This window comes from Pseudomonas sp. GW822-FHT02G04, assembly GCF_058802085.1.
Map to the genome: position 1 here is coordinate 52,613 of NZ_JBXANU010000007.1, position 25,141 is coordinate 77,753.

Here is a 25,141-nt window from a genome sequence, read left to right on the forward strand (position 1 = left end):
GCTTGTTTTCACCCGTTAGTAATTTCCCGCGATTTCCATCAAGCCTAGCGCCATTCAATGTATGTGCGAATCTTTTCGTTGGCATGGATGTAGGTGTGGCGACAGCGGCGACAGCGGCGACGGCGGCGACAACCTACGTAGAACGTGGCCTGGAGCCTGGCGACAAAGTGGCGACAGTCGCCACTTTGACACGCTTTGGCCATAACGCTTGACCGCCTTTTCGAGTGAGTATAAAAATTGGCGCACGGATCGCTGTCGTTGACAGCACCAGCCCAGGTAGCCAGAACCTTCAAGGCTACGCCACTCGCGTGGTGGTTCTTCCGAAGTGCGATTAGCGTCCGGCGGCTCGCACGGTCACTCCCCAAGAGTGATGGATGCCTACTCGACTTATCTGCCCACTGCGGCAGACGATGGACTTTCCTCGCTGCATTGCAGCAACCTCACCTCTTGGCACACTTCGCTGCGCCAGACCGCGCCCGTCTCTTTCTCTTGGAAAGAGACGGGCGCTCGTACCACTGCTGCAAGCCGCGTCGTACAAGGCATTGCCGCAACTCTCCTCGTGACAATCGACCCGACAAATCCGATTCGTCGCCATCCGCCATGACACAGGCACCGGTGCCGCAGCCAATGGAAAGGCTGCACCTGACTGACAGTCAGGCATGCCCCAGGTATCCATGTCGTTGCCTTCTCCTACTCAGGATCTCCAGGTGCCGAACTCGTCAGTCGGCACAGCCTCCACCCGCCCGCATCTTCGGATGCGACTAAGGAGGCCAGATTCATGGGGGCATGCCATCGCTCCCGGTTGTAAGGAGCCGTTCGTTCCGCGTCAGTGAACACCTCACAGGCCGCAGGGGCCTTGATCCCTGATAACACTCAACAGCCGTGGCGGGACTACGTGAGGACAACCAGCAATGATCGAGGAGAGGGCCCATGCAGCAGTTAGATCCGAAGCTTGAACTACCACGACCACCTCGACCGTTGATTGAGTCGAATCCCTTGGCCCAGCCTTATCCGGTGCAGGCACTCGGTGGGATTCTTGGGCCTGCGGTTGAGCGCATGGCCGAGGTCATCGGTGTCCCTCAGGCACTGGCCGCGCAATCGGTGTTGGCTGCCTCGGCGCTGGCCACCCAAGGCCATGCGGGCTTACATCTCGACGGACGCAGTTATCCGCTGTCGCTGTACCTGATTACGGTGGCTGCGTCAGGTGATCGTAAGACCGCAGCGGATCGATTTGCACTGCTGCCAGCACGGCAATGGGAGCGTGAGCAGTGGCAGTGCTACCGCGAACAACTTGCCCGGTACCGCGTTGCACAACGACAGGCGCAGAGTCTCAATCCCGCCGATCCCGACTCTACAAACGTTGTGTCGCTCGAAGCGGAGCCCTCTGCCCCACGGCTGATCACCACGGACCCAACTATCGAGGCCCTGGTCAAAGGCCTCTGTCATGACTTACCGAGCATGGGCCTGTTCTGTGACGAAGGAGGGCAGTTCCTCGGTAGCAGCACCATGAGTAGGGATAACCGTTTGAAGGCGGTCACAACCTTGTCGTCACTCTGGGACGGTAGCCCGATAGATCGCGCGCGCTCCATGGTTGGTGAAAGCTTGCGAGCCTACGACCGGCGCTTGAGCCTGCATCTGATGCTGCAACCATATTTAGCCATGCAGTTACTCAGTGACCCGTTGCTGCAAGGGCAAGGCATTCTCGGCCGCTGCCTGATGACCTGGCCCACCAGTCTAGCCGGGCAACGTAGCTACCAAGCTGTCGACTTGTCCAAAGACGCCGCCCTCAAGCGCTATCATCACCGCCTTTCGGCTCTGTTTTATCAGCCTTGGTCACTTTCTGCTGACGGAGCCTTGCAGCTGTCAAAGCTGAGCCTCAGTCCGCTGGCGCGTCGTCGCTGGATTGATTTGCATGATGCTATCGAAGCTCAGTTGGGGGAGTTTGGCGAGCTGGCCAGCGTACGGCCCAGCGGATCAAAGGCCGCCGATAACCTGCTGCGCGTCGCCGGTATTCTTGCAGTCTTGGAGGAGAGCAGCGTCGTAGAGGTCGACCATATCCAACGGGCCTCCGCTTTAGTCGGCTACTACCTCACCGAGATCCAGCGCCTGACTGAGCAGGAGCCGGTGTGTCGAGTAAAAGAGGAGGCAGACCGGCTGCTGCGATGGCTACAGGTCAAAGATTGGAAGCGTTTCAGTATTCGTGAATTGAATCGCAACGGTCCCCGCTTTGCCCGCAAGAGCAGTCGTCATGCCGCCAAGCTGCTGGTCGAGTTGATTGATCATCAGTGGTTGATCACAGATGGCAACACCTTCGAGGTGCGCCATGTTTAATCTTGATGAAGCGCTGCGCAACCATCTGGCTCAGCGTCAAAAGGAGCCCAAAGCTCGATTTGTCGCCGCTACTGTCGCCACTTTGTCGCCACGCGCAAAACCAGGCAGGACGAGGGTTGTCGCCGCTGTCGCCAGTGTCGCCACCACCCCTAAAGGTATCGCCTCTACGATAGCCATTATTCAATGGTTGAAAGAGGAGGGTGCGCATCTTTACGTCACCGACAACACGCTGTGTTTTCGCCCGACTGATTGGGCTCAGTTCGCGATTGTAAGTGCGCACTGGCGAGCCCTTTTGCACGATCTCGCGGCAGTCGATCAGGAACAGAAAAATGGCTCGGGTCGGTAAGCGAGCGGGGCGCAATTTCGGCTTCGGTCGCCAGCTTAGCTATGCTGGACCGCAAGCACTGAAAGACCTGTTTGGTGACGGCCATTTTGCTACCGTCAAAGCCCATAGTGATCGCTGGCAGGCGTTCGTGCATTGGTGTCGATCCGATGAAGGACCGAGGGTCAACGACGCGCGCCAGATAGACCGCGAGATCCTCATGCGGTACGCAGTCCATGTGCGGGAGCAGGTTGATCAGGGCAACGTCGGCATTGCCACCGCGCAGAACCGACTGTCCAGCGTGAACCGAACGATGGCCGCACTGCGCGGTGATCAGTACGTCAAAATCCGGAGTCCGAGTAAGGCGCTGGGCTTGCAGCGCTCAAGTGTGCGTAGTGAGGCTCCGCAAGGCCAAGACCGTACGCAGGTCAAGTTGATCGCCCGGGCGCTGTCAGATTGTCAGCAATCGAGGGTGAGTGCCATTGTGCTCCTCGCCCGTGAGACTGGTATGCGCCTGCGCGAAGCGATCCTGGCCGATCTGCCCCGACTGCAACGTGAGGTTCGGCAACTGGGCAAGATCAACATCCAGGATGGCACCAAAGGTGGTCGATCAGGAGCCTCGGCACCGCGCTGGATTACGGTCACGGATCAAGTTCGCGATGCCCTGGATTGGGCCAGCGCGACCTCACCCAATGGCAGCCGGAATTTGTTGGCGCCCGGCGAAAGCTACAAAGACTTTATGCAGGCAGTTGTGCGACCGGCACGGGACATCCTGCATGAGCATGGATTGAAAGGTTTTCATGAGCTGCGGGCGGCTTACGCCTGTGAGCGCTATGAGCAACTAATCGGCTTTCCTGCACCCGTTAATGGCGGTCGTGTTCATCAAGAGGATCGAGCACTCGATCAGCGAGCCCGTAAGCAGATCAGCCACGAGTTGGGACATAACCGCATCGATGTGGTGAGTGCCTACATCGGAGGCCGGCGATGATGGCTGAGTTCGACATAGCGTTGTTCCTGCGGCCCATGCTCAAAGGAGCACATGCCACGCAGCAGCGGCACATCAGGCAAGCAGAAAGGATGCACGAGGTGATTCGTGAACGCTGGGGTTGCGCGACTCCCTGGTCCTGGAGAGAAAAGCACGTGAGGTGGTTTCTGGAGCACTATTTGCGATGCTCAGCTCCAGCTACCATCTACTACTACGAGTTAACAGCGGGGTTGATTCGCCGTAGAAAGGCAAAAGTCGTGGTTGCCTGATAGACGCTTTAAACGTGAGCCCCTGAGTATGGGAATGCGGAGCCTTCCCATACTCAGGGGCTTGGCTGAAAAAGCGCAGGCATACCAGAGATCTGGCAACTGTCGTCACTCCTTTCGCCCTACTACACGACACGAATCGTAGCCGGTGGCGCATACCTTTTGGGTGTTCAGCGAATCGGTACGACGTTGCGGTCTCTGGTTTGATTGATGGCCGATGCCGACAGGCTGCCGGTGGCCGCCTTCTGGATATGTTCACTCCACCAAGCCATCATCGGACGCCGGCGTTCGATGTAATCCGTCCGGTTGTAGGCGCTACGAACTTCGTCCTTGTCGACATGCGCCAGTGCGACCTCGATCAGTTCCGGATCCCAGCCATGCTCATTCAGGATTGTGCTCGCCATCGAGCGCAAGCCGTGGCTGACTAGACGGTCCTGAAAGCCCATGCGCTTCAACGCCATGTTGGCGGTCTGGCTATTGGCATGGGTGCGGGGGTTTCTATCTGAGGGGAACACGTACTCTCTGTTACCGCTGAGTTGCTTGAGCGTCTCCAGTAACGAAAGTGCCTGATCGGTAAGGGGGATTGTGTGCGGCCGACGCTTTTTCATGCGCTCTGCCGGAATGGTCCAAATGCGCTTGTCGAAGTCGATATCTGCCCATCGTGTGGTGGCTGCTTCGGCAGGGCGCGTCATCGTGTGCAGCTGCCATTCGATCAGGCAGCGGGTCGTGCGCTTGATGCTGGCGTTCGCGATTTCCATCATGAGCTCGGGAAGCTCCTCAGGTGGCAGCGCAGCCATGTTCTCTTTCTTGGGTTTCTTGAACACCGCCCGAATTCCATTGAGGGGGTTCGCAAATATCAGCCCGGAGTTGACCCCGTAGGTCATGATCTCGTTGAGTCGTTGGCTCAATCGTTTGACGGTTTCGAGGCTTCCTTTGGCCTCGATTGGGCGAAGGATCTTGATAACCATCGGAGCAGTGATTTGAGAGAGCGGTGTTGTTTTCATACTTGGGAAAACATGGAGCGTCAGCGATCTCCAAATGTCTTCGGCGTAGGCTTTGGTTACGGAGTCTTTCTTCAGCTCGAACCAGGCAGTGGCCACCTTCTCGAACGTGTGTTCAGTCTCAGCAAGTTTGGCTTGCCTTACCTCATCACGCTGGGTTTTGGGATCAGTGCCCAAAGCAAGCAACTCACGCGCCTCTGCGGCTTTCTTCCGGGCGTTGGCTAACGAGAGGTCGGGGTATGGGCCAAGCGCCATGTTGATACGGCTTCTGGTCAACGGCTCGCGGTAATTGAAATTCCACATCATCGAGCCGCTCGCGCGTACTCGAAGCTGCAAGCCATCGCCGTCGCTGAGGACGAAGTCTTTACCAGTTGCCTTGACTGCCTTGAGCTGGCGATCGGAGAGGCGGGTTGCGTTAGTAGGCATGGGGGCTACCTCCAGCACCGTTTTGGTATCCTGAAAATAGCATTTGGTAACCCGGGATACCACCTGGGATACCAAAGCGCCTGGAACTCAGAAATCCTCCAAAGCCCCAAAAAGAGCTGAAAGCCCCGTATTTACTGGATTTCAGGCACAAAAAAAGACGTCCGTGGACGTCTTTAGATGATGAAGTGGTGGAGCCGGGGGGATTTGAACCCCCGTCCGCCAGTACTCCGCTGTCGGTACTACATGCGTAGCCGTGTCTATTAAGTTAACCCTCAGCGACCCGACGGGCAGGGTGCTTTGGGCGAGTTGTGTAAGTTTTAGCCGCTTCGTCCACAACGTACTGCACGGCGATTCTGTTCTATATGACAATCACTTTGGGTTTACAGACATCCCCTGGTGATTGCTGGACCCGAAGGTACCAGAAGCTCAGGATCTAAGGCTGCTTACGCAGCGAGAGAGAATTCCTGGCCGTAGGTTTCGTCATTGGCAACTATAAGTAGTTGCAACAGTGGATTTACGAGTTCTGTTACCAACTCGGCATGCACCTAAAGTTTCGCAACCGGCGTCGAATCCTAAACGGCCCCGAACCTGCTGTGTGTAACCAGCAGGTAAGCGCAGTGTACGCCAATGCGCGCGGCGAGTCGACCTTCTGTCCTTACCTGCGTGTCAGGGTTAGCGCCGGATTGGCTCTGGCACGGCCCTAGTGGCTATGGCTTTGAATCTCCTGGAGCGCTTGCTGCGTCAGGGAAACACACTCTCTGTCGTTGTTGGAGGCGTGGGCGGCCTTGGCTTGTTCGGCTTTGGTGATGACGACACCTTTGGTGGCGGCGTCCAGCGTGGCAGCGCTGGACAGCTTGCTGTTGACTTCCTGGAGCTTCATTACGCATTGATCGCTATCGTTTGAGGCGTATGCGGAGGAGGCCAGCATTGTTGCAGCGATGAGCAGTCCAGCCAGGGCGGAACGCTTCATGGGTATCTCCTGGAACGGGGGTGGGGATTGGGCCACGCTGATTGGGGCTTAACAAATGGACTGTGACGGCGTGCAAGGGTTCTGTTTTCGCTTGCGATGGGGTGAAAGATTTTTCCGGGGGGGGCGGGTGCGAAAAAGGGACAAGAAACGCCTAACGCACAATCTCTGTGGGAGCGGGCTTGTGCGTTAGGCGTTATTGCCCCTTCTTTTTGTGCCTCGCTGTCAGACCGCTCTGGCCTGGGTCACCCGATCCACCAGATAGACCAGCCCGTGGTAGTCAATTCCACCGTGTTGTGTCAGACCAATCTCACAGGTGCGGCTGGTGGAAATCCCTTCGCTGCATTGCTGTACCGCATCTTTCAGTGTGCGTAACGAATGAGCGTTCAGTTCCGGGGTAGTGAAACCCTTGTCGCCGGCAAAACCGCAGCAGTGAATGCCTTCCGGAATGACTACGTTTTTACTGCACTTGCGCGCCTGATCGATCAACGCCTGGCTCTCGCCAAGATGCTGCGTGCTGCACGTGACGTGCACCGCGATCGGCGCTTCCTGCGGGGTGAAGTCCAGTCGATCGATCAAATGCGTACGAATGAAACGCACCGGGTCATACAGGTCCAGTCGCACGTCGCCCAGGTCCTGAACCAGCCGTAAGGTGCAGGGGCTGGTGTCGCAGTAGATCGGATCGAGCCCGCCACGGCTGGCGTGCAGCAGCGCGCCGATCAGTTCCTGGCGTTTGTGTTCGGCCTGTTCGGCGTAGCCCTTGGACGCGAATGGCTGGCCACAGCAGAGGTTGTCCTGATTGTCTGGAAAGACTACCTGGTAACCGGCCTTTTCCAGCAGGCCACGGGTTTTGTCGTACAGCGACATTTGCTCTTTATCACCCGCCGCCGGGCCCATGACCCGCGAGACGCATGCCGCGAGATACACCACCCGAGGGCGTTCGTCCGACACCGTCGGGCTGAAGCGAATGGCCCTTTCCGGTTGTGGCATGGCGTTGGTCCACTGTGGGACCTGGCCTTTGGATAGGCGCGTCAACGTTGCCGACAGTTTTGCCAAACGCGGCGCCCCCAGCAGCATCCGCGCACCGTTGGCGACGTGCAGGGTGAAGCGCGCACCTTGTAACGCAGTGGCGAAATTGCCTTCAATCCAGTTGGCGGTTTTCGTATGGGTCGCCTTACGGCCACGGAGCTTTTTCACCAGCTCGCCGGTGTTGATTCCTACAGGGCAACGTTGTGCACACAGGCCTGTGGCGGCGCAGGTATCGATGCCTTGGTATTCGTAGGCCTGTTCCAGTTCGGCGGTGTCTATGCCGGCGCGCTTCTTAGCCTGGATGTCGCGCCAGATCACGATGCGCTGGCGTGGGCTCAACGTCAGGCCTTTCGACGGGCACACCGGTTCGCAGAAACCGCACTCGATGCACTTATCCACAATCTCATCGGCGGCAGGCAACGGCTTCAGGTGTTTGAGGTGGATCTGTGGATCGTCGCTGAGCACCACGTCCGGGTTGAGAATGCCGTTGGGATCGAGCAGGCGTTTGAGTTGCCACATCAACTGGTAAGCATCGCTGCCCCATTCCAGTTCGACGAAGGGCGCCATGTTGCGCCCCGTGCCGTGTTCGGCCTTCAGTGAACCGCCGAACTCCACGGCCACCAACTGCGCCACGTCGTCCATGAACGCTTGGTAGCGTGCGACTTCTTCCGCGCTGTTGAAGCCTTGGGTGAAGACGAAGTGCAGATTGCCTTCCAGAGCGTGTCCGAAAAGGATCGCTTCGTCGTAGTGATGTTTGTCGAACAGCTCGATCAAGCGGTTCACGCCGATGGCCAGTTGTTCCACCGGGAAGGTCACGTCTTCGATGATTACCGTGGTGCCGGTTTTGCGCACCGCGCCGACGGCGGGGAAGGTGTCCTTGCGGATCGCCCAGAGCCGGGCGTTTTCCACAGGGTCTTCGGTGAAGTCGACTTGTTTCTCTACCGGGAACCCCGTCAGCGACGCCATGATTTGCGCCAGTTGTTCCTGCAGCAAAGTGGAAGAAGCGGCGCGGGATTCGATCAGCAGGGCGCAGGCGTTGGTCGACAGTTGTTGTACGAAAGCCGGCATGCCGGGCTTGTCCTGCACCGAACGCAGGCTGCGACGGTCCAGCAGTTCCACGGCCGACACCGGTTGGCTTTTCAGGACGGTGACGGCGTTGCAGCAGGTTTCCACGTCCGGGAACACGATCAGCGCCGACGCCTTGTTCGGGTGGTCGATCACTGTGTCGTAGGTGACTGCGCTGATGAACCCGAGCGTGCCTTCGGAACCCACCAGCAAGTGGCTCAAGATATCCACAGGCTCGTCGAAATCCACCAGGGCATTGAGTGACAACCCGGTGGTATTTTTCAGACGGTATTTGTGGCGAATTTTCGCAGCCAATTCAGCATTTGCGCGGGTCTCGCGGCCCAACGTTGCCAGACGCTCCAGCAGTTCGGCGTGGCTCTTTCGGAACGCCGCAATACTGTTGGCGTCTTCGGTATCGAGTCGGCTGCCATCCGCCAGCACCAGACGAATCCCGGCCAGGGTGTGATAGGTATTCTGCGCCGTGCCGCAGCACATGCCGCTGGCATTGTTGGCGACGATGCCGCCGATTTTACAGGCGTTGATCGATGCTGGATCCGGACCGATCTTGCGTCCGAACGGTGCCAGCCACGCATTGGCCTGCGCGCCGATTACGCCCGGTTGCAGGCGGATTTGCGTGCCCTGGCCGCGGATCTCGCGACCGTTCCAGTTATCCCCCAGCACGATCAGCACCGAGTCACTGATGGCCTGACCAGACAGGCTGGTGCCGGCGGCGCGGAAGGTCACCGGGACGTGGTCCCGTTGCGCCAGTTTGAGCAGCGCCACTACTTCGTCTTCGGACTCGACGCGGATCACCAGTTTTGGAATCAGCCGGTAGAAACTGGCGTCGGTGCCGAAGGCCAGGGTCGACAGCGGATCGTCGAAACGTCGTGCTTCAGGAATCAGTTGCTGCGCATCGCGCAGAAAAGCCGCCGGTAGACTCATTGGTCCTCCAGGATCAACACCACCAGGTCTTTCGGGCCGTGGGCACCGTAAGCCAACACTTGCTCGATGTCGGCAGTCTTAGATGGGCCGGACACCAGCAGCGCATTGGTCGGCATGCCTTGGGCCCATTCGAATTCCTGCTGCACCTGATAGAAGTTGTCGCGGATTTTACTGGCCTTGAGCAGGGCGAAATGCACCGGCGGCACCAGGCTCATCAAGCGCGGTTCTTCCCGCGTTGGCCAGAGAATCAGGCTACCGGTCGCGGCGATTGCGCCGAGGGTAGTGGTCAGGCTGGCCGGGGTGTCGTTGAACAACTCGGCTTTCCATTCCTCGACTGGGCGGTTGTAGGCTTTGAGCGCTGGCAGGCCAGGATTTTTCGCCCAATGCTCGGTGATGCGTTGCCCGTGAGGTGTCGTCGGCGCAATCAGCAGGCTCGGCAATTGGCGATCCCGCAGCAGGTGTGCGAGCAATTCGGGCCAGCCTTCTCTGGACGTCAGATGAATTTCGGTGTGCACCGCTTCCATCAGTTTGCGCAGTTGCGAGATGCGTTGTTCTGGTGTGTAGGTGTAGGGCTCGGTCACCAATTCGACATCGAAGTTGTCAGCCACCGGCGTGGTGCCCGTCAGACTGTTGCGCAACTTGGCGAGGATATTTTGTTTGGCGCTCATCAACGGTCCCCCTGTTTGGCCAGATGCTCGCGGGCCATGTCATGCAGTGAGCGGGCCGCGGGTTTCGGTGCGCTGTGGTTCTGGGTCCATGGGCCGACGTTGCTCGGTGTCAGCGCTCGCAGGCGAGTGGCAAAGAAGCCGAACAGGCGATAAAGCGTTGGCGAACTGTTGAGCCTGGCCCAGGCGTTCCAGATAAATCGTTCTTTGCGCGAATACTTGCTGCCCTGACCGCGCATCACTTGATGCGGGCTGTCCGGCGCTTTGACGTTTTCTTCCCGCAGGCGACGCAGCAATGCAGGGATCGGAATTTTTACCGGGCAGACTTCACCGCAGGCGCCGCACAATGACGACGCGCTCGGATGGTCGGGGACTTTCGCCAGGCCGACCATGTGCGGGGTGATGATTTTCCCGATAGGCCCGGGGTAAACCTCGCCGTAGGCATGGCCGCCGATTCGGGTGTAGACCGGGCAATGATTCATACAGGCGCCGCAGCGGATGCAGTTCAGGGTCTGGCGCAGTTCGCTGTCGGCAAATGCCTGGCTGCGACCGTTGTCCAGCAGCACCAGGTGCACTTCCTGTGGGCCGTCGAGTTCATGTTCCTTGCGCGGGCCGGAGATCATGTTGACGTAGGTGGTGATCGGGATGCCCAGGGCCGAGCGGGTCAGCAGCGACAGGAGTGGGACCACGTCGCGCAGGTTTTCCACGACTTTTTCGATGCCGGTGACGGCGATGTGCACCGGCGGCACCGTGGTGGTCATCCGACCGTTGCCTTCGTTTTCCACCAACAGCAAGGTACCGGTTTCGGCTACGGCGAAGTTGACGCCGGAGACGCCGATGTCGGCTTCGAAGAATTTCTGCCGCAAGACTTTGCGACCGATCTGAATGAGTTGGTCAACGTCCCTGGTGTACTCCACGCCAAGTTTGTCGTGGAACAAGGACGCGACCTGACCGGCATTCTTGTGGATCGCCGGCATAATGATGTGTGAAGGCTTCTCGTGGTCGAGCTGGACGATGTATTCACCCATGTCCGACTCCAGGCATTCAATGCCTTGAGCTTCGAGGACATGGTTCATCTCCATCTCTTCGCTGACCATCGATTTGCCCTTGATCACTTGCCGCCCCTCGTGAGCGCGGATGATCGACAAGACGATGCCATTGGCTTCGTCCACCGTTTCCGCCCAATGCACTGTCACACCGTTGCGGGTCAGGTTCTGTTCAAGCTGCTCGAGCAGGTCGGGCAACTTGGATAACGCACGGGCGCGGACCGCATTGCCCAGCGCTCGCAAATGTTCTCTTTCATGGGCATCGCTGAAAGACGCTGCCCGTTTGCTCATCAGTGAATCCATCGCCGTACGAAAGTTGTTTCGCAGTTGCGTGTCAGCCAAAGCCTTGTGAGCCCGGGTGCGAAAATCTTCTTCTACGGCGACCGTAGGAATAATCGTGGAGCTGCTCATCGGGCACCTCCGGTACGCTGCCAAAGGAAGCTGGCCAGATGCTGACCGCGCAACGCTTCCTGCTGTTTCTCCAACGAGCCGTTGATGTTCATCAGGCAACCGCAGTCGGCACTGAGTACCTTGTGCGCGCCGGATTCCTTCAACGCACGGGTCTTGTCGGCCACCATCGCGCCGGAAATATCCGGCATACGGACGCTGAAAGTCCCACCAAAGCCACAGCATTCACTTTCGTGGCTGTGGTCGACTCGCTCCACGTTGCTCAGCTGCGCCAACAACTCGCGGCCATGCAGGTGGGTGTTCATTTCACGGCGTGCCGAGCACGACGTGTGCAACGCCACTTTCACTGGTTCGCCGCTGTCCTTGAGCTGCACCTTGCAGACAAACAGCAGGAACTCGGCAAGTTCGTAAGTTCGTGCCGCGAGGGCCTGAACCTGTTTCAGCGTTTGCGGCTCGTCCTTGAACAAGTCGGCAAAGTGTTCGCGCAACATGCCCGCGCAAGAACCCGACGGCACCACCACCGGATAATCCCCGGCAAACAACGCCAGTTGCGAGCGCGCCACGGTCCGGGCCTGTTCGGTGTAACCCGAGGTGTAGGCCGGTTGCCCGCAGCAGCTCTGCCCTTGCGGGTATTCGACACGAATGCCCTCGCGTTCCAGCAGGTGGATCGCGTCCATCCCGGCTTCGGGGTAGAACAAATCCACCACGCAGGTCCCGAACAGGTACACCCGTGACGGTTTTTCGCTGGGGTATTGCCGAGGTTCAGGCAGTGGCGGGGCGACGCGGGTCGCGTTCGGCACAGCGTTGTAAAAAAGCTCGCTCATCAGGCGTGTCTCCGGGTGGTCCCGGTTATCCGTCCGCTGAGGCTGCTGAATATAGAGAGAGAAGCTTTCAGCAGCCTTGCAGACCCGGTTGTGAATAGCTGACGCCGGGGGCGTAACCCAGCGTCGGTTTTTTCCGTGTGGCGTGTAGTGCTTAGTGCACCAGCATGCCGGTGAACCAGTAAGCCTGGGCCAAGGTGATCAGGCCGACGATCGTTGCAAAGAATAGGCTGTGCTTGAGGGTGAAGCGGAACAGATCCGATTCTTTGCCCACCAGCCCGGTCGCGGCGCAGGCCACGGCGATCGATTGCGGCGAGATCATTTTGCCGGTCACCCCGCCGCTGGTGTTCGCCGCCACCAGCAAGGTGTCGTTGACGCCGATCTGGTGCGCGGTGGTCGCTTGCAGCGAACTGAACAGCGCGTTGGACGAGGTATCGGAGCCGGTCAGGAACACACCGAGCCAGCCGAGGAATGGCGAGAAGAACGGGAACGCCGCGCCGGTGCCAGCCAATACCAGAGCCATGGTCGACGACATGCCTGAGTAGTTGGTGACGAAGGCGAAGGCCAGCACCATGCCGATGGACAAAATCGGCCAGCGCAGTTCGTAGAACGTCTCTTTTAAAGTGGTCAGACCAATTTTAATGTTGATCTTCAGCACCAGCATCGAGATCAGCGCGGAGAAGAAAATCGCCGTGCCGGTCGCGGAAACCGGATCGAGTTTGAACACCGCAGGAATCGCTGTCGGGTTGGTCACGATCGGGGCGACCTTGATCACCATTTGATCCAGGTGCGGGATCGCGAAATTGAACACCCAGCCATACATCGAGCCACCTGCGGCAAACATCGCCTTGAACGGTTTCAGCGTCCAGATGGTGACCAATACAGTGAGGATCAGGAACGGCGACCAGGCTTTGAAAATTTCTCCCAGGCTGTAGGGCGAAGCCACGGTGGTGCGCGGTTGGCCGAAACCACCGGTGCTGGCCACCACGGAAGCCGAGACGGCGCCGACGATGTGTGCGCCCGCAGCGCGTTTTGGCTGCCAGATTTTCAGGAACAGCGTCAGGGAAATCAGGCTGACCAGCGCCGAGGTGATGTCCGGCAGTTCCGGGCCAATGAAGTTCGAGGTGAAGTATTGGGTGATGGCAAAACTCAAGCCGGCCACCAGCGCAGCTGGCCAGGTTTCCCGAACGCCGCGCAGGCCGTCCATCATGAACACCAGCCAGAACGGCACGAACAGCGACAGCAATGGCAGCTGGCGACCGGTCATGGCGCCGATCTTGAATGCGTCGATGCCAGTGACTTGCCCAGCGACGATGATCGGAATCCCCAAGGCGCCGAAGGCCACCGGCGCGGTGTTGGCGATCAGGCACAGACCGGCGGCGTACAACGGGTTGAAGCCCAGACCTACCAGCAGCGCGGCAGTAATCGCTACCGGTGCACCGAAACCGGCGGCACCTTCCAGGAACGCGCCGAAGCAGAAGCCGATCAGCAGCACTTGCAGGCGCTGGTCGTCGGTGATCGACAGTACCGAGCTGCGGATCACTTCGAACTGGCCACTCTTGACCGTCAGTTTGTAGAGGAACACCGCTGCCACGATGATCCACGCAATCGGCCACAGCCCGTAGGCAAAGCCATATCCGGCGGCGGCGAAAGCCATATCGACGGGCATCCGGAAGGCGAAGATTGCCACGGCAATGGACAACGCCAGGGTGATGCTGCCGGCCACATGGCCTTTGAGGCGGAACACGGCCAAAGCCAGGAAGAAAAATACAATGGGAATGACGGCCGCGAGTGCGGACACGCCGAGACTGCCGAGCGGGCTGTAGAGCTGTTGCCAGGTTTGCATATGGGGTGGCCCCTAATTGTTGTTGGTCAGGCACTGGTCAGCGTTCTTGGATAATTGGTAATACCAATTTACAATCGCTGTTGGCTAGGGTAAAAGCCTTGGAGGCGGTGTGTCAATTTGCCGCCCTAAAACTTTTGTCGAATGAGCGGTGCAGAACGCATCTGATCTGTTCGATCAAGCGTCGTCTGGTAGGTGCTGGCGCAGCGCCGATAGGCCAGAATAGAGAGCCCGGCGAGCCGCCGGGATCGTGGAGAGTTGAGTGATGGGGTTTGATCAGATTCGGCAACGCCGTTTGTCTGACGATATTGTCGAGCAACTCGAGGGGATGATTCTCGAGGGCACCTTGAAGGCTGGCGAACGTCTGCCGGCAGAGCGTGCGTTGGCCGAGCAGTTCGGCGTGTCACGCCCTTCGTTGCGTGAGGCGATTCAGAAACTGGTGGCCAAAGGGCTGCTGGTCAGCCGTCAGGGCGGCGGCAATTATGTGGTGGAATCCCTGGGTTCGACGTTCAGCGATCCATTGCTGCATCTGCTGGAAAGCAATCCCGAGGCCCAGCGCGATTTGCTGGAGTTTCGCCATACCCTGGAAGCATCCTGTGCTTACTACGCGGCACTGCGCGCCACCGATGTGGATCGTGAGCGGCTGACGGCGGCGTTTGACGAATTGCAGGACTGCTATTCGCGCCACGATGAAGTGAGTCGGGCGGAAGAGGGCGCGGCGGATGCAAATTTTCACTTGGCGATCGCTGAGGCCAGTCATAACGCAGTGTTGCTGCACACCATTCGCGGGCTATTCGACCTGCTGAAGCGCAACGTGGTGACCAACATCGGTGGCATGTACAAACAGCGCGTCGAAACCCGCGACATGCTGATTGCGCAGCACCGGGAGTTGTATCAGGCGATTATCGAAGGGCGGGCGGAGCAGGCACGAGAAGTTTCCAGTCGGCACATTTTGTATGTGCAGGAAGTGCTGGAAGAGGTGCGTCAGGAAGTGCAGCGCATGGCTCGGGCGGAGCGGCGCAAGGGGATGTAGTGACAGGCGATTCAGTGTGGCGAGGGAGCTTGCTCCCGCTGGGGCGCGAAGCGGCCCCCCGGCCAGCATTGTGGGCAGATTGTTTACGACTGCTTCGCAGCCGAGCGGGAGCAAGCTCCCTCGCCACAAAAGCCGCGATCAGGCAGGAAAATTAATCTTCCTTGCCCTTGTTCCGCACCGCTCGCTGCAATTCACGACCGGCGTCGCGTTCGCGTTCGGTATCGCGCTTGTCGTATTCCTTCTTGCCCTTGCCCAGAGCAATCTCGCACTTGACCATGTGCTTGCTCCAGTACCAGGACAGGCACACGCAGGCGTAGCCTTTTTGCTGCACGGCAGCGGCCAGCTTCTCCAGCTCGCGTCGGTTGAGCAGCAACTTTCGGGTGCGGACCGGATCGGCAATGACGTGGGTGCTGGCGGTCGTCAGGGGCGTGATGTGGCTGCCGAGCAGCCAGGCTTCGCCATCCTTGAGCAGCACGTAACTGTCAACCAGTTGCAGCTTGCTTGCCCGCAGACTTTTTACTTCCCAGCCGGCCAGGACCAGACCAGCCTCGAACTTATGCTCGATGAAGTAATCGTGTCGCGCCTTTTTATTTTGCGCGATGGTCCCTGTTGGGTGTTTCTTCTGTTTAGCCATAGGGGCGGCATTATAGGGAGTTGCGCGCGAGTCGGCTACGGTGACGCTACGTGCTTGAGCAGGTTGATTGAATCCCGGACAATGCGGCCTCTTTTTTGAACGCTTGGGCGTGATAACGATGTCGACAGACAAGGTTTCTGTCCACGGCAGTTGGGCTAGCCGCTGGGTCTTCATACTCGCTGCGACCGGTTCGGCCGTGGGTTTGGGGAGTATCTGGAAATTCCCTTACATGGTTGGCGTCTATGGCGGTGGGGCCTTCGTGCTGATGTTCCTGGCCTGTATCGCGCTGATCGGTGTGCCCGTCATGCTGGCCGAAACTCTGATCGGCCGGCGCGCGCGGCAGAGCCCGGCCAATGCCTTGAAGGTCCTGGCGCTGGAAGCGGGGCATTCGGCGAAGTGGTCCTGGGGTGCATTTGCCGGGATGATCACGGCGTTGCTGATTCTGTCTTTCTATAGTGTGGTTGGCGGTTGGTCGCTGGATTACATCATCGACATGGGCCGTGGCGACTTTCGGGGCGTGACGGCTGATCAAGTCGGCGCATACTTCGGTAATGTAATCGCCGACCCGTGGCGCCTGACACTTTGGCACACGATTTTCATGCTGTTGTCGGCAGTAGTGATCGCCAAGGGTGTAGTTGCCGGGCTGGAGCGCAGCCTGCGGATCATGATGCCGCTGCTGTTCGTGATGGTGATTGTCCTGCTGGGTTACAGCATGACCACCGGCCACTTCATGGAAGGCGTGCATTTCATGTTCGACTTCCACCCGGACAAGGTGCTTGATGGCTTGCTGCCGGCCATGGGGCACGCGTTCTTCTCCCTGAGCGTGGGTGTCGGTTCGATCATGATCTACGGCGCCTACATGCCGAAGCACTCGTCGATTTCCGGAACCGTCGTCGGTGTAGCGTTGCTCGACACCTTCGTTTCGCTGTTGGCCGGTCTGGCATTGTTTCCGATTGTGTTCGCTGCCGGCCTTAACCCGAGCGAAGGCCCCGGCCTGATGTTCGTCAGCCTGCCATTTGCCTTCGGTAACGTAGCGTTCGGCCAGTTGATGGGCGTAGTGTTCTTCGTACTGGTGGCGATTGCGGCCTGGAGCTCGGCGATTTCCCTGCTCGAGCCGATGGTGGCTTACCTGGTTGAGCGTACGAAGATCAGTCGCGCCTGGGTCACCTTCTGGCTGGCATTCACCTGCTGGTTCGTCGGTCTGGGTACCGTGTTTTCTTTCAATATCTGGAAGGAAGCCAAGTTTTTCGTGAACGAAGGCGGGATGTTCCATCTCTACCAATGGGGAGCCGCCGGTGGCCTGGACTTCTTTGGTGTGATCGACTTCTTCACCTCGCGGATCATGCTGCCACTCGGTGGTTTGTGTTTCGTGGTGTTTGCGGGCTGGGTGATGGGGCGTGAAGCGGTGCGCGACGAGTTGTCGATCCGTAGCCCGGTATTGTTCGCCCTGTCCCTGTTTTTGATGCGCTATGTGGCGCCCATCGGCATTCTTGTAGTGTTTGCCGCCCAGCTGTGGAAGTAACGCTGACATGACGACACACATTCAACGTTCGGCCCTGCTGCCGTATCCGGCGCAAGCGCTTTACGACCTGGTCAACGACGTGGCCCGCTATCCGGAATTCCTGCCGTGGTGCTCATCGACCGAAATTCTGGAAAGCTCCCCTGAGTTCATGCGCGCCAGCGTCGGTGTGGCCAAGGGCGGCCTTAGTCAGCATTTCGTAACGCGTAATACCTTGGTGCCTGGGTGTTCGATCGAGATGAACCTCGAGGAAGGTCCGTTCAGCCAGCTGCATGGCGTCTGGGTGTTCAAGCCGTTGGGTGAGAAGGCCTGCAAGATCAGTCTGGACCTGTCGTTCGACTACTCGGGACCACTGGTGCGTGCGACGTTGGGGCCTTTGTTTAACCAGGCGGCGAATACGTTGATGGACGCATTCTGCCAGCGCGCGAAGCAGATGCATGGTTGAGGTCGTGATCAAGGTCGAGGTGGTCTATGCCGCCGTTGATCGTCAGGTCCTGCTGAGCGTAACGGTGCCGGCGGGCGCGACGGTGCGGGATGCGTTGTTCAAATCGGGCCTGAATGACGAATTCCCTGAGCTGGATCTGGCCAGTTGTCCGGTCGGGATCTTTGGCAAAGTGATCGCTGAGCCGGCCATTCGCCAGGTTCAGGCAGGGGATCGCATCGAGGTTTACCGGCCGTTGCTCGCCGACCCGAAAGAAGTTCGCCGGTTACGTGCAGCCAAAGCGGCTGAGGCTAAAGCCCGGAATCAATGATTCGGTTAAACGCCAGACAATAAAAAACCCGGACATGCCGGGTTTTTTATTGCGTCGCAAATTATTGCGGCGAGGTTTCCAGTGGTTCTGGCGTCGGGACCGGGACAGTTTCTACGTTGTCCACGTCCTTCTGGATCTGATCCAGCAACGAGCCTGGCTTGACCGGTTTTTCTGGCTTCGGCTTCTCGGCGTTTGCTGCCGGCGCGGTCACGGTGGTGCCGCTGTCCTTGCCGAGAATGGCTTCGTCGCGGCTCACGCCTGGCATGAAATCGCCAGAGAGGCTGACAAGTTGGTCATTTGGGTTGAAGATAACGCTAATGCGTTCCTGTTGGCGTTCACCACCACCGGGTTGCAGGCTATACAGGTAATCCCAGCGATCGGCATGGAACGTGTCGGTCAACAGAGGGTTGCCCATGATAAACCGTACTTGCCGACGGGTCATTCCCGGGCGTAACTGGTCTATCATGTCCTGCGTGACGACATTGCCCTGCTGGATGTCGATTTTGTAAACCCCGGGGAATGAACAACCGGCGAGTGCGAGCAGTCCCACAAAGGTGAAACTGGTTAGCAAGAGCTTGGTGTTTTGCATCGGTGGGCGACTTCCACTATCTTGGCTGGGACAACGTAAACGCCGATCATACCCGCATTAAGAGAAGCTGCGAAGCAGCATCGCGAGAAAGCTGACCATGGTTGAAAATAGCGAACTACGCAAAGCCGGCCTCAAAGTGACCCTTCCACGGGTCAAAATTCTGCAAATGCTCGATTCCGCCGAGCAACGCCACATGAGTGCCGAGGACGTCTACAAGGCACTGATGGAGGCTGGTGAGGACGTCGGTCTGGCCACGGTTTACCGTGTTCTGACCCAGTTCGAGGCAGCTGGCCTTGTGGTGCGGCACAACTTCGACGGAGGCCATGCGGTCTTCGAGCTGGACGACGGCAAGCATCACGACCATATGGTCAACGTCGAGACCAGCGAAGTGATCGAATTCTTCGACGAAGAAATCGAGCGGCTGCAGAAAGCAATCGTCGACAAGTATGGCTTCGAGATGGTCGATCACAATCTTGTACTGTACGTGCGCAAGAAAAAGTAAGCATGTCGCGCGAACGCAAGGTTCGCGAAACGAACGAAGGCGACCCCAGGGTCGCCTTCGTGCTTTCTGCCTTTCTTAGATTTTCGCGGTAACAACCATTTTCTTCGCGTGAGCCAGGGACTCCTTGGTGAGGTCGATGCCGCCCAGCATCCGTGCCACTTCTTCGACGCGATCATTTTTGCTCAGCTTGGAGACGGCCGTGTGCGTGGCATCTTCACCGCGGACCTTGTGTACAAATAGATGTTGATGCCCCTGCGCCGCCACTTGCGGCAAGTGAGTCACGGTTAGAACCTGCCCGCGCTCCCCGAGGCGTCGCAGCAACTGGCCGACAATCTCGGCGGTCGGGCCGCCGATACCTACGTCCACTTCGTCGAACACCAGGGTCGGTACGCGGGAGGTCTGTGCGGTGATCACCTGAATCGCCAGACTGATACGCGACAGCTCACCACCCGACGCCACTTTTGCCAGGGCTTTCAATGGTTGCCCCGGGTTGGCGCTCACCAGCAGCTCTACTTGTTCGAGCCCGTTGGGCAGTAGTTCGTCGCTGCTGTTGGGCCGCAGCTCGATGGTGAAGCGGCCGCCGGGCATGCCCAGGCGCTGGATTTCCTGCTCCACGGCACTGGCCAGGCTGCTCGAGGCTTGATGGCGCAGGTCGCTCAGCTCCCGAGCCTTCTCCTGATAATGACGGGCGTAGGAGGCCAGCTCATCGCCCAGTCGTTCGATGGATTCATCGTTGGCATTCAGGGTTTCGATTTCATCGAGCAGCTTCTGTTGCATCTCGGCGACCTCGGTCGGCTGGATGCGGTGTTTGCGCGCCAGGGTGTAGATCGCATCGAGGCGTTCTTCCAGGTATTGAAGGCGTGCCGGGTCAGCGTCGAAATTGTCGAGAAAGCGGTTCAATTCGCCCACGGCTTCTTCAACCTGTATCTGCGCGCTGGTCAGCAGGTTGCTGGCTTCACCCAGGGCACCGATCGAATTGTTCACGCTCGATAGGCGATTGAGGCTGGCGGTCAGTGCGTTCAATACATTGCCGGAATCACTTTCGCTGCATTGTTCGACCACTTGCCGACAAATGCCCAGCAGGGTTTCGGCGTTGGTCAGGTTCTTGTGTTCCTGCTCCAGTTGCTCCAGCTCGCTTTCGCCAAGGCCGAGGTTTTCCAGTTCTTCGAGTTGATAGCTGAGCAACTGATGACGAGCACGCTGTTCGTCGCCGGAGTTGGAGAGGCGTTCCAGCTCCTGGCGGGTTTGGCGCCAGCGTTGGGCGGCCAGTTGCACCTGACGGGCAAGGTCTGTGGCGCCAGCGTACTCGTCGAGCAGGCGGCGGTGGGTATCGGTTTTGAGCAGGGATTGGTGTTCGTGCTGGCTGTGGATATCGATCAGCAACTCGCCCAGGGCCTTCAGGTCGCCGAGAGGGCAGGGGGTGCCGTTGATATAGCCGCGCGAACGCCCTTCGGCGGTGATCACGCGACGCAGGATGCACGGGCCATCGTTCTCGAGGTCGCGCTCGGCCAGCCAGGCGCTGGCTTCAGGGATGTCGATCAGGTCGAAGGTGGCCAGGATGTCGGCCTTGTCGGCACCGGGGCGGACCACGCCGCTGTCGGCGCGATCACCCAGGGTCAGACCGAGGGCGTCGAGCATGATCGACTTGCCGGCGCCGGTTTCCCCTGTGATCACGCTCATCCCGCGATCGAGTTCGAGATCGAGATGTTCAACGATGGCGTAGTTGTGTACGGACAGGTGCACCAGCATAAAGGCCGCTCCCAGGCTTTAGGTCTGGTTATTTATACAGTATTTTGTTTCTGGCTGACAATGCCCCTTCTTAGGTCGATTTGCTTGATTGAAAGAAATCCTTAGCGCGCCTGGGAATGACAAAGCAGTTGTTTTTTGTAGGGTTAATCATCAAACAGCCCTTGAAGCTGAATTTTGCGGCCCCATATACCGGGGCAGAAGCGCGAGTTGAGCTCGCGGACGATATTGGAAGGAGAAATCTATGGCTGACGAACAGACAGTGGATACGCAAAATCTAGACGCCAATCAGGCCCCCGAGGCTTCGGGTGAAGACCTGGCGGCTCGTGTACAAGTGCTCGAAGAGCAATTGGCTGGTGCGCAGGATCAGGCTTTGCGTGTAGCCGCCGATCTGCAGAACGTCCGCCGTCGTGCTGAGCAGGACGTTGAAAAGGCTCACAAGTTCGCCCTGGAAAAATTCGCAGGCGACCTGCTGCCGATCATCGACAGCCTGGAGCGCGGCCTGGAGCTGTCCAGCCCTGACGACGAAAACATTCGTCCGATGCGCGAAGGGATCGAGCTGACCCTGAAAATGTTCCAGGACACCCTGAAACGCTATCACCTGGAAGCCATCGATCCTGAAGGCGAACCCTTCAATGCTTCGCATCATCAGGCAATGGCCATGCAGGAAAGCGCCGACGTCGAGCCAAACAGCGTGCTCAAAGTGTTTCAGAAGGGCTATCAGCTCCACGGTCGCCTGCTGCGCCCGGCCATGGTCGTGGTCAGCAAGGCACCTGCACCGGTTTCGCCTTCGATTGACGAGCAGGCTTGAAATTAGCCGCAAGGCCCCCATTTAGAAGTCAAGCGTTTAAGTGCTACCGCAGTCAGCCACCACTACTGCGGCATCCAAATCCAAAGTTTCGGGAGAGTGAACATGGGCAAAATTATCGGTATCGACCTGGGGACTACCAACTCCTGCGTCTCCGTGCTGGAAAACGGCAAAGCCAAAGTTATTGAAAACGCTGAAGGCGCGCGTACCACGCCGTCGATCATCGCTTATGCCAACGATGGCGAAATCCTGGTTGGCCAGTCGGCCAAGCGTCAGGCAGTGACCAATCCGCATAACACCCTGTACGCGGTGAAGCGTCTGATCGGTCGTCGTTTCGACGAAGAAGTCGTACAGAAAGACATCCAGATGGTCCCTTACAAGATCGTCAAGGCTGACAACAGCGACGCCTGGGTTGAAGTGAACGGCCAGAAAATGGCTCCGCCACAAATCTCGGCTGAAATTCTGAAGAAAATGAAGAAGACCGCCGAAGACTACCTCGGCGAGCCTGTGACCGAAGCGGTAATCACCGTTCCGGCCTACTTCAACGACAGCCAGCGTCAAGCGACCAAAGACGCCGGCCGCATCGCGGGCCTGGACGTAAAACGTATCATCAACGAACCAACCGCAGCTGCACTGGCCTACGGTATGGACAAGGCGAAAGGCGATCACACCGTGATCGTTTACGACCTGGGTGGCGGTACTTTCGACGTTTCCGTGATCGAGATCGCTGAAGTCGATGGCGAGCACCAGTTCGAAGTGTTGGCCACCAACGGTGACACCTTCCTGGGCGGTGAAGACTTTGACATCCGTCTGATCGACTACCTCGTCGACGAATTCAAGAAAGAAAGCGGCATGAACCTTAAAGGTGACCCGCTGGCGATGCAGCGCCTGAAAGAAGCCGCTGAGAAAGCCAAGATCGAACTGTCCTCGAGCCAGTCGACCGACGTGAACCTGCCGTACATCACTGCAGACGCTACCGGTCCTAAGCACTTGAACGTGAAAATCTCCCGCGCCAAGCTCGAAGCGCTGGTGGAAGACCTGGTTCAGCGCACCATCGAACCTTGCCGCATCGCGATGAAAGACGCCGGTATCGACGTTGGTTCGATCAACGACGTGATCCTGGTCGGCGGTCAGACCCGTATGCCGCTGGTTCAGAAGCTGGTGACCGATTTCTTCGGTAAAGAAGCACGTAAAGACGTCAACCCTGACGAAGCTGTTGCCATGGGTGCTGCTATCCAGGGCGCGGTATTGGCTGGTGACGTGAAAGACGTTCTGCTGCTCGACGTCAGCCCGCTGACCCTGGGTATCGAAACCATGGGCGGCGTGATGACTGCGCTGATCGAGAAAAACACCACGATCCCTACCAAGAAATCGCAAGTGTTCTCGACTGCCGACGACAACCAGGGCGCAGTGACCATTCACGTACTGCAAGGTGAGCGTAAGCAAGCCGCGCAGAACAAATCCCTGGGCAAGTTTGACCTGGCCGAGATTCCACCAGCGCCACGTGGCGTGCCACAAATCGAAGTGACCTTCGACATCGACGCCAACGGCATTCTGCACGTAGGCGCGAAAGACAAGGCCACCGGCAAGACTCAGTCGATCGTGATCAAGGCCAACTCCGGTCTGTCCGAGGAAGAAATTCAGCAAATGGTTCGCGATGCTGAAGTGAACGCTGAAGAAGACCGCAAGTTCGAAGAGCTGGCCAGCGCCCGTAACCAAGGCGATGCTCTGGTTCACTCGACGCGCAAAATGGTCGCTGATGCTGGCGACAAGGTGAGCGCTGAAGAGAAGACTGCAATCGAAGCGGCAGTAGTTGCCCTGGAAGCCGCTGTTAAAGGCGACGACAAGGCTGCTATCGAAGCCAAGGTTGAAGAGCTGTCCAAGGTCTCCGCGCCAGTGGCTCAGAAGATGTACGCCGATCAGGCTCAGCCAGCTGAAGGCGCGGCACCGCACGACGAAAAAGCTGAAAAAGCTGACGACGTCGTCGACGCTGAGTTCGAAGAAGTCAAAGACCACAAGTAAGTTGTTGGTCGCCCGGTTGACTGCCTTCAGGCGGTGACTGGTAGGATGTCGCCGCGCGGGAGCTTGCTCCCGCGTTGGCGTGTCTGGAGTAAGCGAATTTTTACAGCATGCGACAACGCTCGGATGTTGGCGGTATGGCCGGAAATGCTCCTGCTTTTCGAGCCGAAAGTACTGCATCGAATCAAAGACCAGGATCGTTGAATTGACGTGAGTTGGGTCCGGGCCTGTATTGGGGCTCAACGAGTTCGGCGAGGCTCAGGAGAGGTTTGTCGAACGTCCTTAAGAGTGCAAAGACTTATGGCAAAGCGTGACTATTACGAAGTATTGGGTGTTGAGCGAGGTTCAAGCGAAGCGGACCTGAAAAAGGCCTACCGTCGCCTGGCGATGAAGCACCACCCGGACCGTAATCCCGATGACAAAGCGTCGGAAGAGATGTTCAAGGAGGCCAACGAGGCCTACGAAGTGCTGTCCGATTCCAGCAAGCGTGCGGCCTATGACCAATACGGTCATGCCGGTGTCGACCCAAGCATGGGCGGCGGTGCCGGGTTTGGTGGCCAGAACTTCTCCGACATCTTTGGCGATGTCTTCAGTGACTTCTTCGGTGGCGGTCGCGGCGGTTCCCGTGGCGGCGCTCAGCGCGGCAGCGACCTGCGTTACACGCTGGAGCTGAACCTGGAAGAAGCGGTGCGCGGCACGACCGTGAATATCCGTGTTCCGACGCTGGTCAACTGCAAGCCGTGCGACGGCTCGGGTGCCAAGAAAGGCTCCTCGCCGGTCACCTGCCCGACGTGCGGCGGTATCGGTCAGGTACGCATGCAGCAAGGCTTCTTCTCGGTACAGCAGACCTGCCCGCGCTGCCATGGCCAGGGCAAGATCATTTCCGATCCGTGCGATTCCTGCCACGGCGAAGGTCGTGTCGAAGAGTACAAGACGCTTTCCGTCAAAGTGCCGGCCGGTGTCGATACCGGTGACCGTATTCGTCTGTCCGGCGAAGGCGAGGCGGGCGCGCAGGGTGGTCCGACCGGCGACCTGTATGTGGTGATCAATGTGCGTGAGCACGCGATCTTCCAGCGTGACGGCAAACACCTGTTCTGCGAGGTGCCGATCAGCTTCGTCGACGCGGCTCTGGGCGGCGAGCTGGAGATTCCGACCCTCGATGGTCGGGTCAAGCTGAAGATCCCTGAAGGAACCCAGACCGGCAAGCAGTTCCGTGTTCGCGGCAAAGGCGTTGCGCCAGTCCGTGGCGGCGGTGCTGGCGACCTGATGTGCCGTGTGGCGGTCGAAACCCCGGTCAATCTGGGTCGTCGCCAGCGCGAATTGCTGGAAGAGTTCCGCAGCTCCCTGGCGGACGACAACAGTCATTCGCCGAAAACCACCGGTTGGTTCGAAGGCGTGAAGCGCTTCTTCGGCGATTTGTAA

22 protein-coding genes and 1 other RNA gene are annotated in these 25,141 nt (G+C 58.5%); 12 read left to right on the plus strand and 11 right to left on the minus strand.

What is annotated here, in order from left to right; all coding sequences use genetic code 11:
• Positions 1-930: 930 nt before the first annotated feature.
• From AC1RO5_RS11995 to AC1RO5_RS12010, 4 genes are read left to right on the plus strand one after another with little or no spacing between them, the layout of a single operon-like run.
• Positions 931-2,331: a YfjI family protein gene (locus AC1RO5_RS11995; protein ID WP_493175027.1), complete on the plus strand. Its 1,401-nt coding sequence runs from the start codon at positions 931-933 to the stop codon at positions 2,329-2,331.
• Positions 2,324-2,677, plus strand: coding sequence for a hypothetical protein (locus tag AC1RO5_RS12000; protein WP_493175029.1), 354 nt, complete (start codon positions 2,324-2,326; stop codon positions 2,675-2,677). The genes AC1RO5_RS11995 and AC1RO5_RS12000 overlap by 8 nt, the downstream gene beginning before the upstream one ends.
• Positions 2,661-3,641, plus strand: a complete 981-nt coding sequence (locus AC1RO5_RS12005) for an integrase domain-containing protein (protein ID WP_493175030.1) — start codon at positions 2,661-2,663, stop codon at positions 3,639-3,641. The genes AC1RO5_RS12000 and AC1RO5_RS12005 overlap by 17 nt, the downstream gene beginning before the upstream one ends.
• Positions 3,638-3,907, plus strand: coding sequence for a hypothetical protein (locus AC1RO5_RS12010; RefSeq protein ID WP_493175033.1), 270 nt, complete (start codon positions 3,638-3,640; stop codon positions 3,905-3,907). Before AC1RO5_RS12005 ends, AC1RO5_RS12010 begins: the two co-directional genes overlap by 4 nt.
• A 167-nt stretch (positions 3,908-4,074) precedes the next feature.
• Here AC1RO5_RS12010 and AC1RO5_RS12015 read toward each other — a convergent pair whose 3' ends face one another.
• The 8 genes from AC1RO5_RS12015 to AC1RO5_RS12050 form a co-directional block, all read right to left on the minus strand.
• Positions 4,075-5,331 (minus strand): integrase domain-containing protein, encoded by a 1,257-nt coding sequence (locus AC1RO5_RS12015; protein WP_493175036.1) that lies wholly within the window; start codon positions 5,329-5,331, stop codon positions 4,075-4,077.
• 186 nt (positions 5,332-5,517) lie between these two features.
• Positions 5,518-5,915, minus strand: a transfer-messenger RNA (tmRNA) gene (gene ssrA, locus AC1RO5_RS12020).
• Between the two features lie 116 nt (positions 5,916-6,031).
• Positions 6,032-6,301, minus strand: coding sequence for a PA2433 domain-containing protein (locus AC1RO5_RS12025; RefSeq protein WP_493175038.1), 270 nt, complete (start codon positions 6,299-6,301; stop codon positions 6,032-6,034).
• A gap of 222 nt (positions 6,302-6,523) precedes the next feature.
• Positions 6,524-9,334: an FAD-binding and (Fe-S)-binding domain-containing protein gene (locus tag AC1RO5_RS12030; protein ID WP_493175040.1), complete on the minus strand. Its 2,811-nt coding sequence runs from the start codon at positions 9,332-9,334 to the stop codon at positions 6,524-6,526.
• Positions 9,331-10,002 carry a LutC/YkgG family protein gene (locus AC1RO5_RS12035; RefSeq protein ID WP_493175042.1) on the minus strand — a complete coding sequence of 224 codons (672 nt, stop codon included), beginning with the start codon at positions 10,000-10,002 and terminating at the stop codon, positions 9,331-9,333. The genes AC1RO5_RS12030 and AC1RO5_RS12035 overlap by 4 nt, the downstream gene beginning before the upstream one ends.
• The gene (locus AC1RO5_RS12040) at positions 10,002-11,456 is read right to left on the minus strand and encodes a LutB/LldF family L-lactate oxidation iron-sulfur protein (protein ID WP_493175044.1); all 1,455 of its coding nucleotides are present in this window, start codon (positions 11,454-11,456) and stop codon (positions 10,002-10,004) included. The genes AC1RO5_RS12035 and AC1RO5_RS12040 overlap by 1 nt, the downstream gene beginning before the upstream one ends.
• Positions 11,453-12,277: a (Fe-S)-binding protein gene (locus tag AC1RO5_RS12045; protein WP_493175046.1), complete on the minus strand. Its 825-nt coding sequence runs from the start codon at positions 12,275-12,277 to the stop codon at positions 11,453-11,455. Before AC1RO5_RS12045 ends, AC1RO5_RS12040 begins: the two co-directional genes overlap by 4 nt.
• Before the next feature lie 151 nt (positions 12,278-12,428).
• Positions 12,429-14,120 (minus strand): lactate permease LctP family transporter, encoded by a 1,692-nt coding sequence (locus AC1RO5_RS12050; protein ID WP_493175048.1) that lies wholly within the window; start codon positions 14,118-14,120, stop codon positions 12,429-12,431.
• A 262-nt stretch (positions 14,121-14,382) separates the two neighbouring features.
• Here AC1RO5_RS12050 and AC1RO5_RS12055 point away from each other — a divergent pair, with 262 nt between their 5' ends.
• Positions 14,383-15,150 (plus strand): FCD domain-containing protein, encoded by a 768-nt coding sequence (locus tag AC1RO5_RS12055; RefSeq protein WP_253416853.1) that lies wholly within the window; start codon positions 14,383-14,385, stop codon positions 15,148-15,150.
• A gap of 151 nt (positions 15,151-15,301) precedes the next feature.
• Here the strand turns inward: AC1RO5_RS12055 and smpB are convergent, their stop codons facing one another.
• The gene (gene smpB / locus AC1RO5_RS12060; RefSeq protein WP_007933497.1) at positions 15,302-15,784 is read right to left on the minus strand and encodes an SsrA-binding protein SmpB; all 483 of its coding nucleotides are present in this window, start codon (positions 15,782-15,784) and stop codon (positions 15,302-15,304) included.
• Positions 15,785-15,902: 118 nt separating this feature from the next.
• Here smpB and AC1RO5_RS12065 point away from each other — a divergent pair, with 118 nt between their 5' ends.
• The 3 genes from AC1RO5_RS12065 to AC1RO5_RS12075 are packed head-to-tail and all read left to right on the plus strand — an operon-like array spanning position 15,903 to position 18,055.
• A complete protein-coding gene (locus AC1RO5_RS12065) occupies positions 15,903-17,306 on the plus strand; it encodes a sodium-dependent transporter (RefSeq protein WP_493175051.1) in 1,404 nt (467 codons plus the stop codon).
• Positions 17,307-17,313: 7 nt separating this feature from the next.
• Entirely contained in the window at positions 17,314-17,748 is a 435-nt protein-coding gene (locus AC1RO5_RS12070) for a type II toxin-antitoxin system RatA family toxin (RefSeq protein WP_205890909.1), read from the plus strand.
• A complete protein-coding gene (locus tag AC1RO5_RS12075; protein WP_493175053.1) occupies positions 17,741-18,055 on the plus strand; it encodes an RnfH family protein in 315 nt (104 codons plus the stop codon). Before AC1RO5_RS12070 ends, AC1RO5_RS12075 begins: the two co-directional genes overlap by 8 nt.
• Before the next feature lie 61 nt (positions 18,056-18,116).
• Here the strand turns inward: AC1RO5_RS12075 and AC1RO5_RS12080 are convergent, their stop codons facing one another.
• Positions 18,117-18,644, minus strand: coding sequence for an outer membrane protein assembly factor BamE (locus AC1RO5_RS12080; protein ID WP_007933506.1), 528 nt, complete (start codon positions 18,642-18,644; stop codon positions 18,117-18,119).
• Positions 18,645-18,741: 97 nt separating this feature from the next.
• Here AC1RO5_RS12080 and fur point away from each other — a divergent pair, with 97 nt between their 5' ends.
• The gene (gene fur, locus AC1RO5_RS12085) at positions 18,742-19,146 is read left to right on the plus strand and encodes a ferric iron uptake transcriptional regulator (RefSeq protein ID WP_003197684.1); all 405 of its coding nucleotides are present in this window, start codon (positions 18,742-18,744) and stop codon (positions 19,144-19,146) included.
• Between the two features lie 75 nt (positions 19,147-19,221).
• Here fur and recN read toward each other — a convergent pair whose 3' ends face one another.
• On the minus strand, positions 19,222-20,895 hold the full coding sequence (gene recN / locus AC1RO5_RS12090; protein ID WP_018929474.1) for a DNA repair protein RecN: 1,674 nt from the start codon (positions 20,893-20,895) through the stop codon (positions 19,222-19,224).
• Between the two features lie 241 nt (positions 20,896-21,136).
• Between recN and grpE the strand changes: the two genes are divergently transcribed.
• The 3 genes from grpE (at position 21,137) to dnaJ (ending at position 25,141) form a co-directional block, all read left to right on the plus strand.
• Entirely contained in the window at positions 21,137-21,703 is a 567-nt protein-coding gene (gene grpE, locus AC1RO5_RS12095; RefSeq protein ID WP_413696271.1) for a nucleotide exchange factor GrpE, read from the plus strand.
• 102 nt (positions 21,704-21,805) lie between these two features.
• Positions 21,806-23,722, plus strand: coding sequence for a molecular chaperone DnaK (gene dnaK / locus AC1RO5_RS12100; RefSeq protein WP_258697618.1), 1,917 nt, complete (start codon positions 21,806-21,808; stop codon positions 23,720-23,722).
• A 297-nt stretch (positions 23,723-24,019) separates the two neighbouring features.
• Complete coding sequence (gene dnaJ, locus AC1RO5_RS12105) at positions 24,020-25,141, plus strand: molecular chaperone DnaJ (RefSeq protein WP_493175056.1); 1,122 nt, start codon at positions 24,020-24,022, stop codon at positions 25,139-25,141.

What these genes read in the sequence shown, in the direction of transcription:
- AC1RO5_RS12030 (WP_493175040.1), bottom strand. Translation starts at nt 9,334, where the DNA reads ATGAGTCTACCGGCGGCTTTTCTGCGCGATGCGCAGCAACTGATTCCT.
- AC1RO5_RS12025 (WP_493175038.1), bottom strand. Translation starts at nt 6,301, where the DNA reads ATGAAGCGTTCCGCCCTGGCTGGACTGCTCATCGCTGCAACAATGCTG.
- recN (WP_018929474.1), bottom strand. Translation starts at nt 20,895, where the DNA reads ATGCTGGTGCACCTGTCCGTACACAACTACGCCATCGTTGAACATCTC.
- AC1RO5_RS12010 (WP_493175033.1), top strand. Translation starts at nt 3,638, where the DNA reads ATGATGGCTGAGTTCGACATAGCGTTGTTCCTGCGGCCCATGCTCAAA.
- fur (WP_003197684.1), top strand. Translation starts at nt 18,742, where the DNA reads ATGGTTGAAAATAGCGAACTACGCAAAGCCGGCCTCAAAGTGACCCTT.
- AC1RO5_RS12000 (WP_493175029.1), top strand. Translation starts at nt 2,324, where the DNA reads ATGTTTAATCTTGATGAAGCGCTGCGCAACCATCTGGCTCAGCGTCAA.
- AC1RO5_RS12075 (WP_493175053.1), top strand. Translation starts at nt 17,741, where the DNA reads ATGGTTGAGGTCGTGATCAAGGTCGAGGTGGTCTATGCCGCCGTTGAT.
- AC1RO5_RS11995 (WP_493175027.1), top strand. Translation starts at nt 931, where the DNA reads ATGCAGCAGTTAGATCCGAAGCTTGAACTACCACGACCACCTCGACCG.
- AC1RO5_RS12050 (WP_493175048.1), bottom strand. Translation starts at nt 14,120, where the DNA reads ATGCAAACCTGGCAACAGCTCTACAGCCCGCTCGGCAGTCTCGGCGTG.
- grpE (WP_413696271.1), top strand. Translation starts at nt 21,137, where the DNA reads ATGGCTGACGAACAGACAGTGGATACGCAAAATCTAGACGCCAATCAG.
- AC1RO5_RS12015 (WP_493175036.1), bottom strand. Translation starts at nt 5,331, where the DNA reads ATGCCTACTAACGCAACCCGCCTCTCCGATCGCCAGCTCAAGGCAGTC.
- AC1RO5_RS12080 (WP_007933506.1), bottom strand. Translation starts at nt 18,644, where the DNA reads ATGCAAAACACCAAGCTCTTGCTAACCAGTTTCACCTTTGTGGGACTG.
- AC1RO5_RS12070 (WP_205890909.1), top strand. Translation starts at nt 17,314, where the DNA reads ATGACGACACACATTCAACGTTCGGCCCTGCTGCCGTATCCGGCGCAA.
- smpB (WP_007933497.1), bottom strand. Translation starts at nt 15,784, where the DNA reads ATGGCTAAACAGAAGAAACACCCAACAGGGACCATCGCGCAAAATAAA.
- AC1RO5_RS12065 (WP_493175051.1), top strand. Translation starts at nt 15,903, where the DNA reads ATGTCGACAGACAAGGTTTCTGTCCACGGCAGTTGGGCTAGCCGCTGG.
- AC1RO5_RS12055 (WP_253416853.1), top strand. Translation starts at nt 14,383, where the DNA reads ATGGGGTTTGATCAGATTCGGCAACGCCGTTTGTCTGACGATATTGTC.
- dnaJ (WP_493175056.1), top strand. Translation starts at nt 24,020, where the DNA reads ATGGCAAAGCGTGACTATTACGAAGTATTGGGTGTTGAGCGAGGTTCA.
- dnaK (WP_258697618.1), top strand. Translation starts at nt 21,806, where the DNA reads ATGGGCAAAATTATCGGTATCGACCTGGGGACTACCAACTCCTGCGTC.
- AC1RO5_RS12005 (WP_493175030.1), top strand. Translation starts at nt 2,661, where the DNA reads ATGGCTCGGGTCGGTAAGCGAGCGGGGCGCAATTTCGGCTTCGGTCGC.
- AC1RO5_RS12035 (WP_493175042.1), bottom strand. Translation starts at nt 10,002, where the DNA reads ATGAGCGCCAAACAAAATATCCTCGCCAAGTTGCGCAACAGTCTGACG.
- AC1RO5_RS12040 (WP_493175044.1), bottom strand. Translation starts at nt 11,456, where the DNA reads ATGAGCAGCTCCACGATTATTCCTACGGTCGCCGTAGAAGAAGATTTT.
- AC1RO5_RS12045 (WP_493175046.1), bottom strand. Translation starts at nt 12,277, where the DNA reads ATGAGCGAGCTTTTTTACAACGCTGTGCCGAACGCGACCCGCGTCGCC.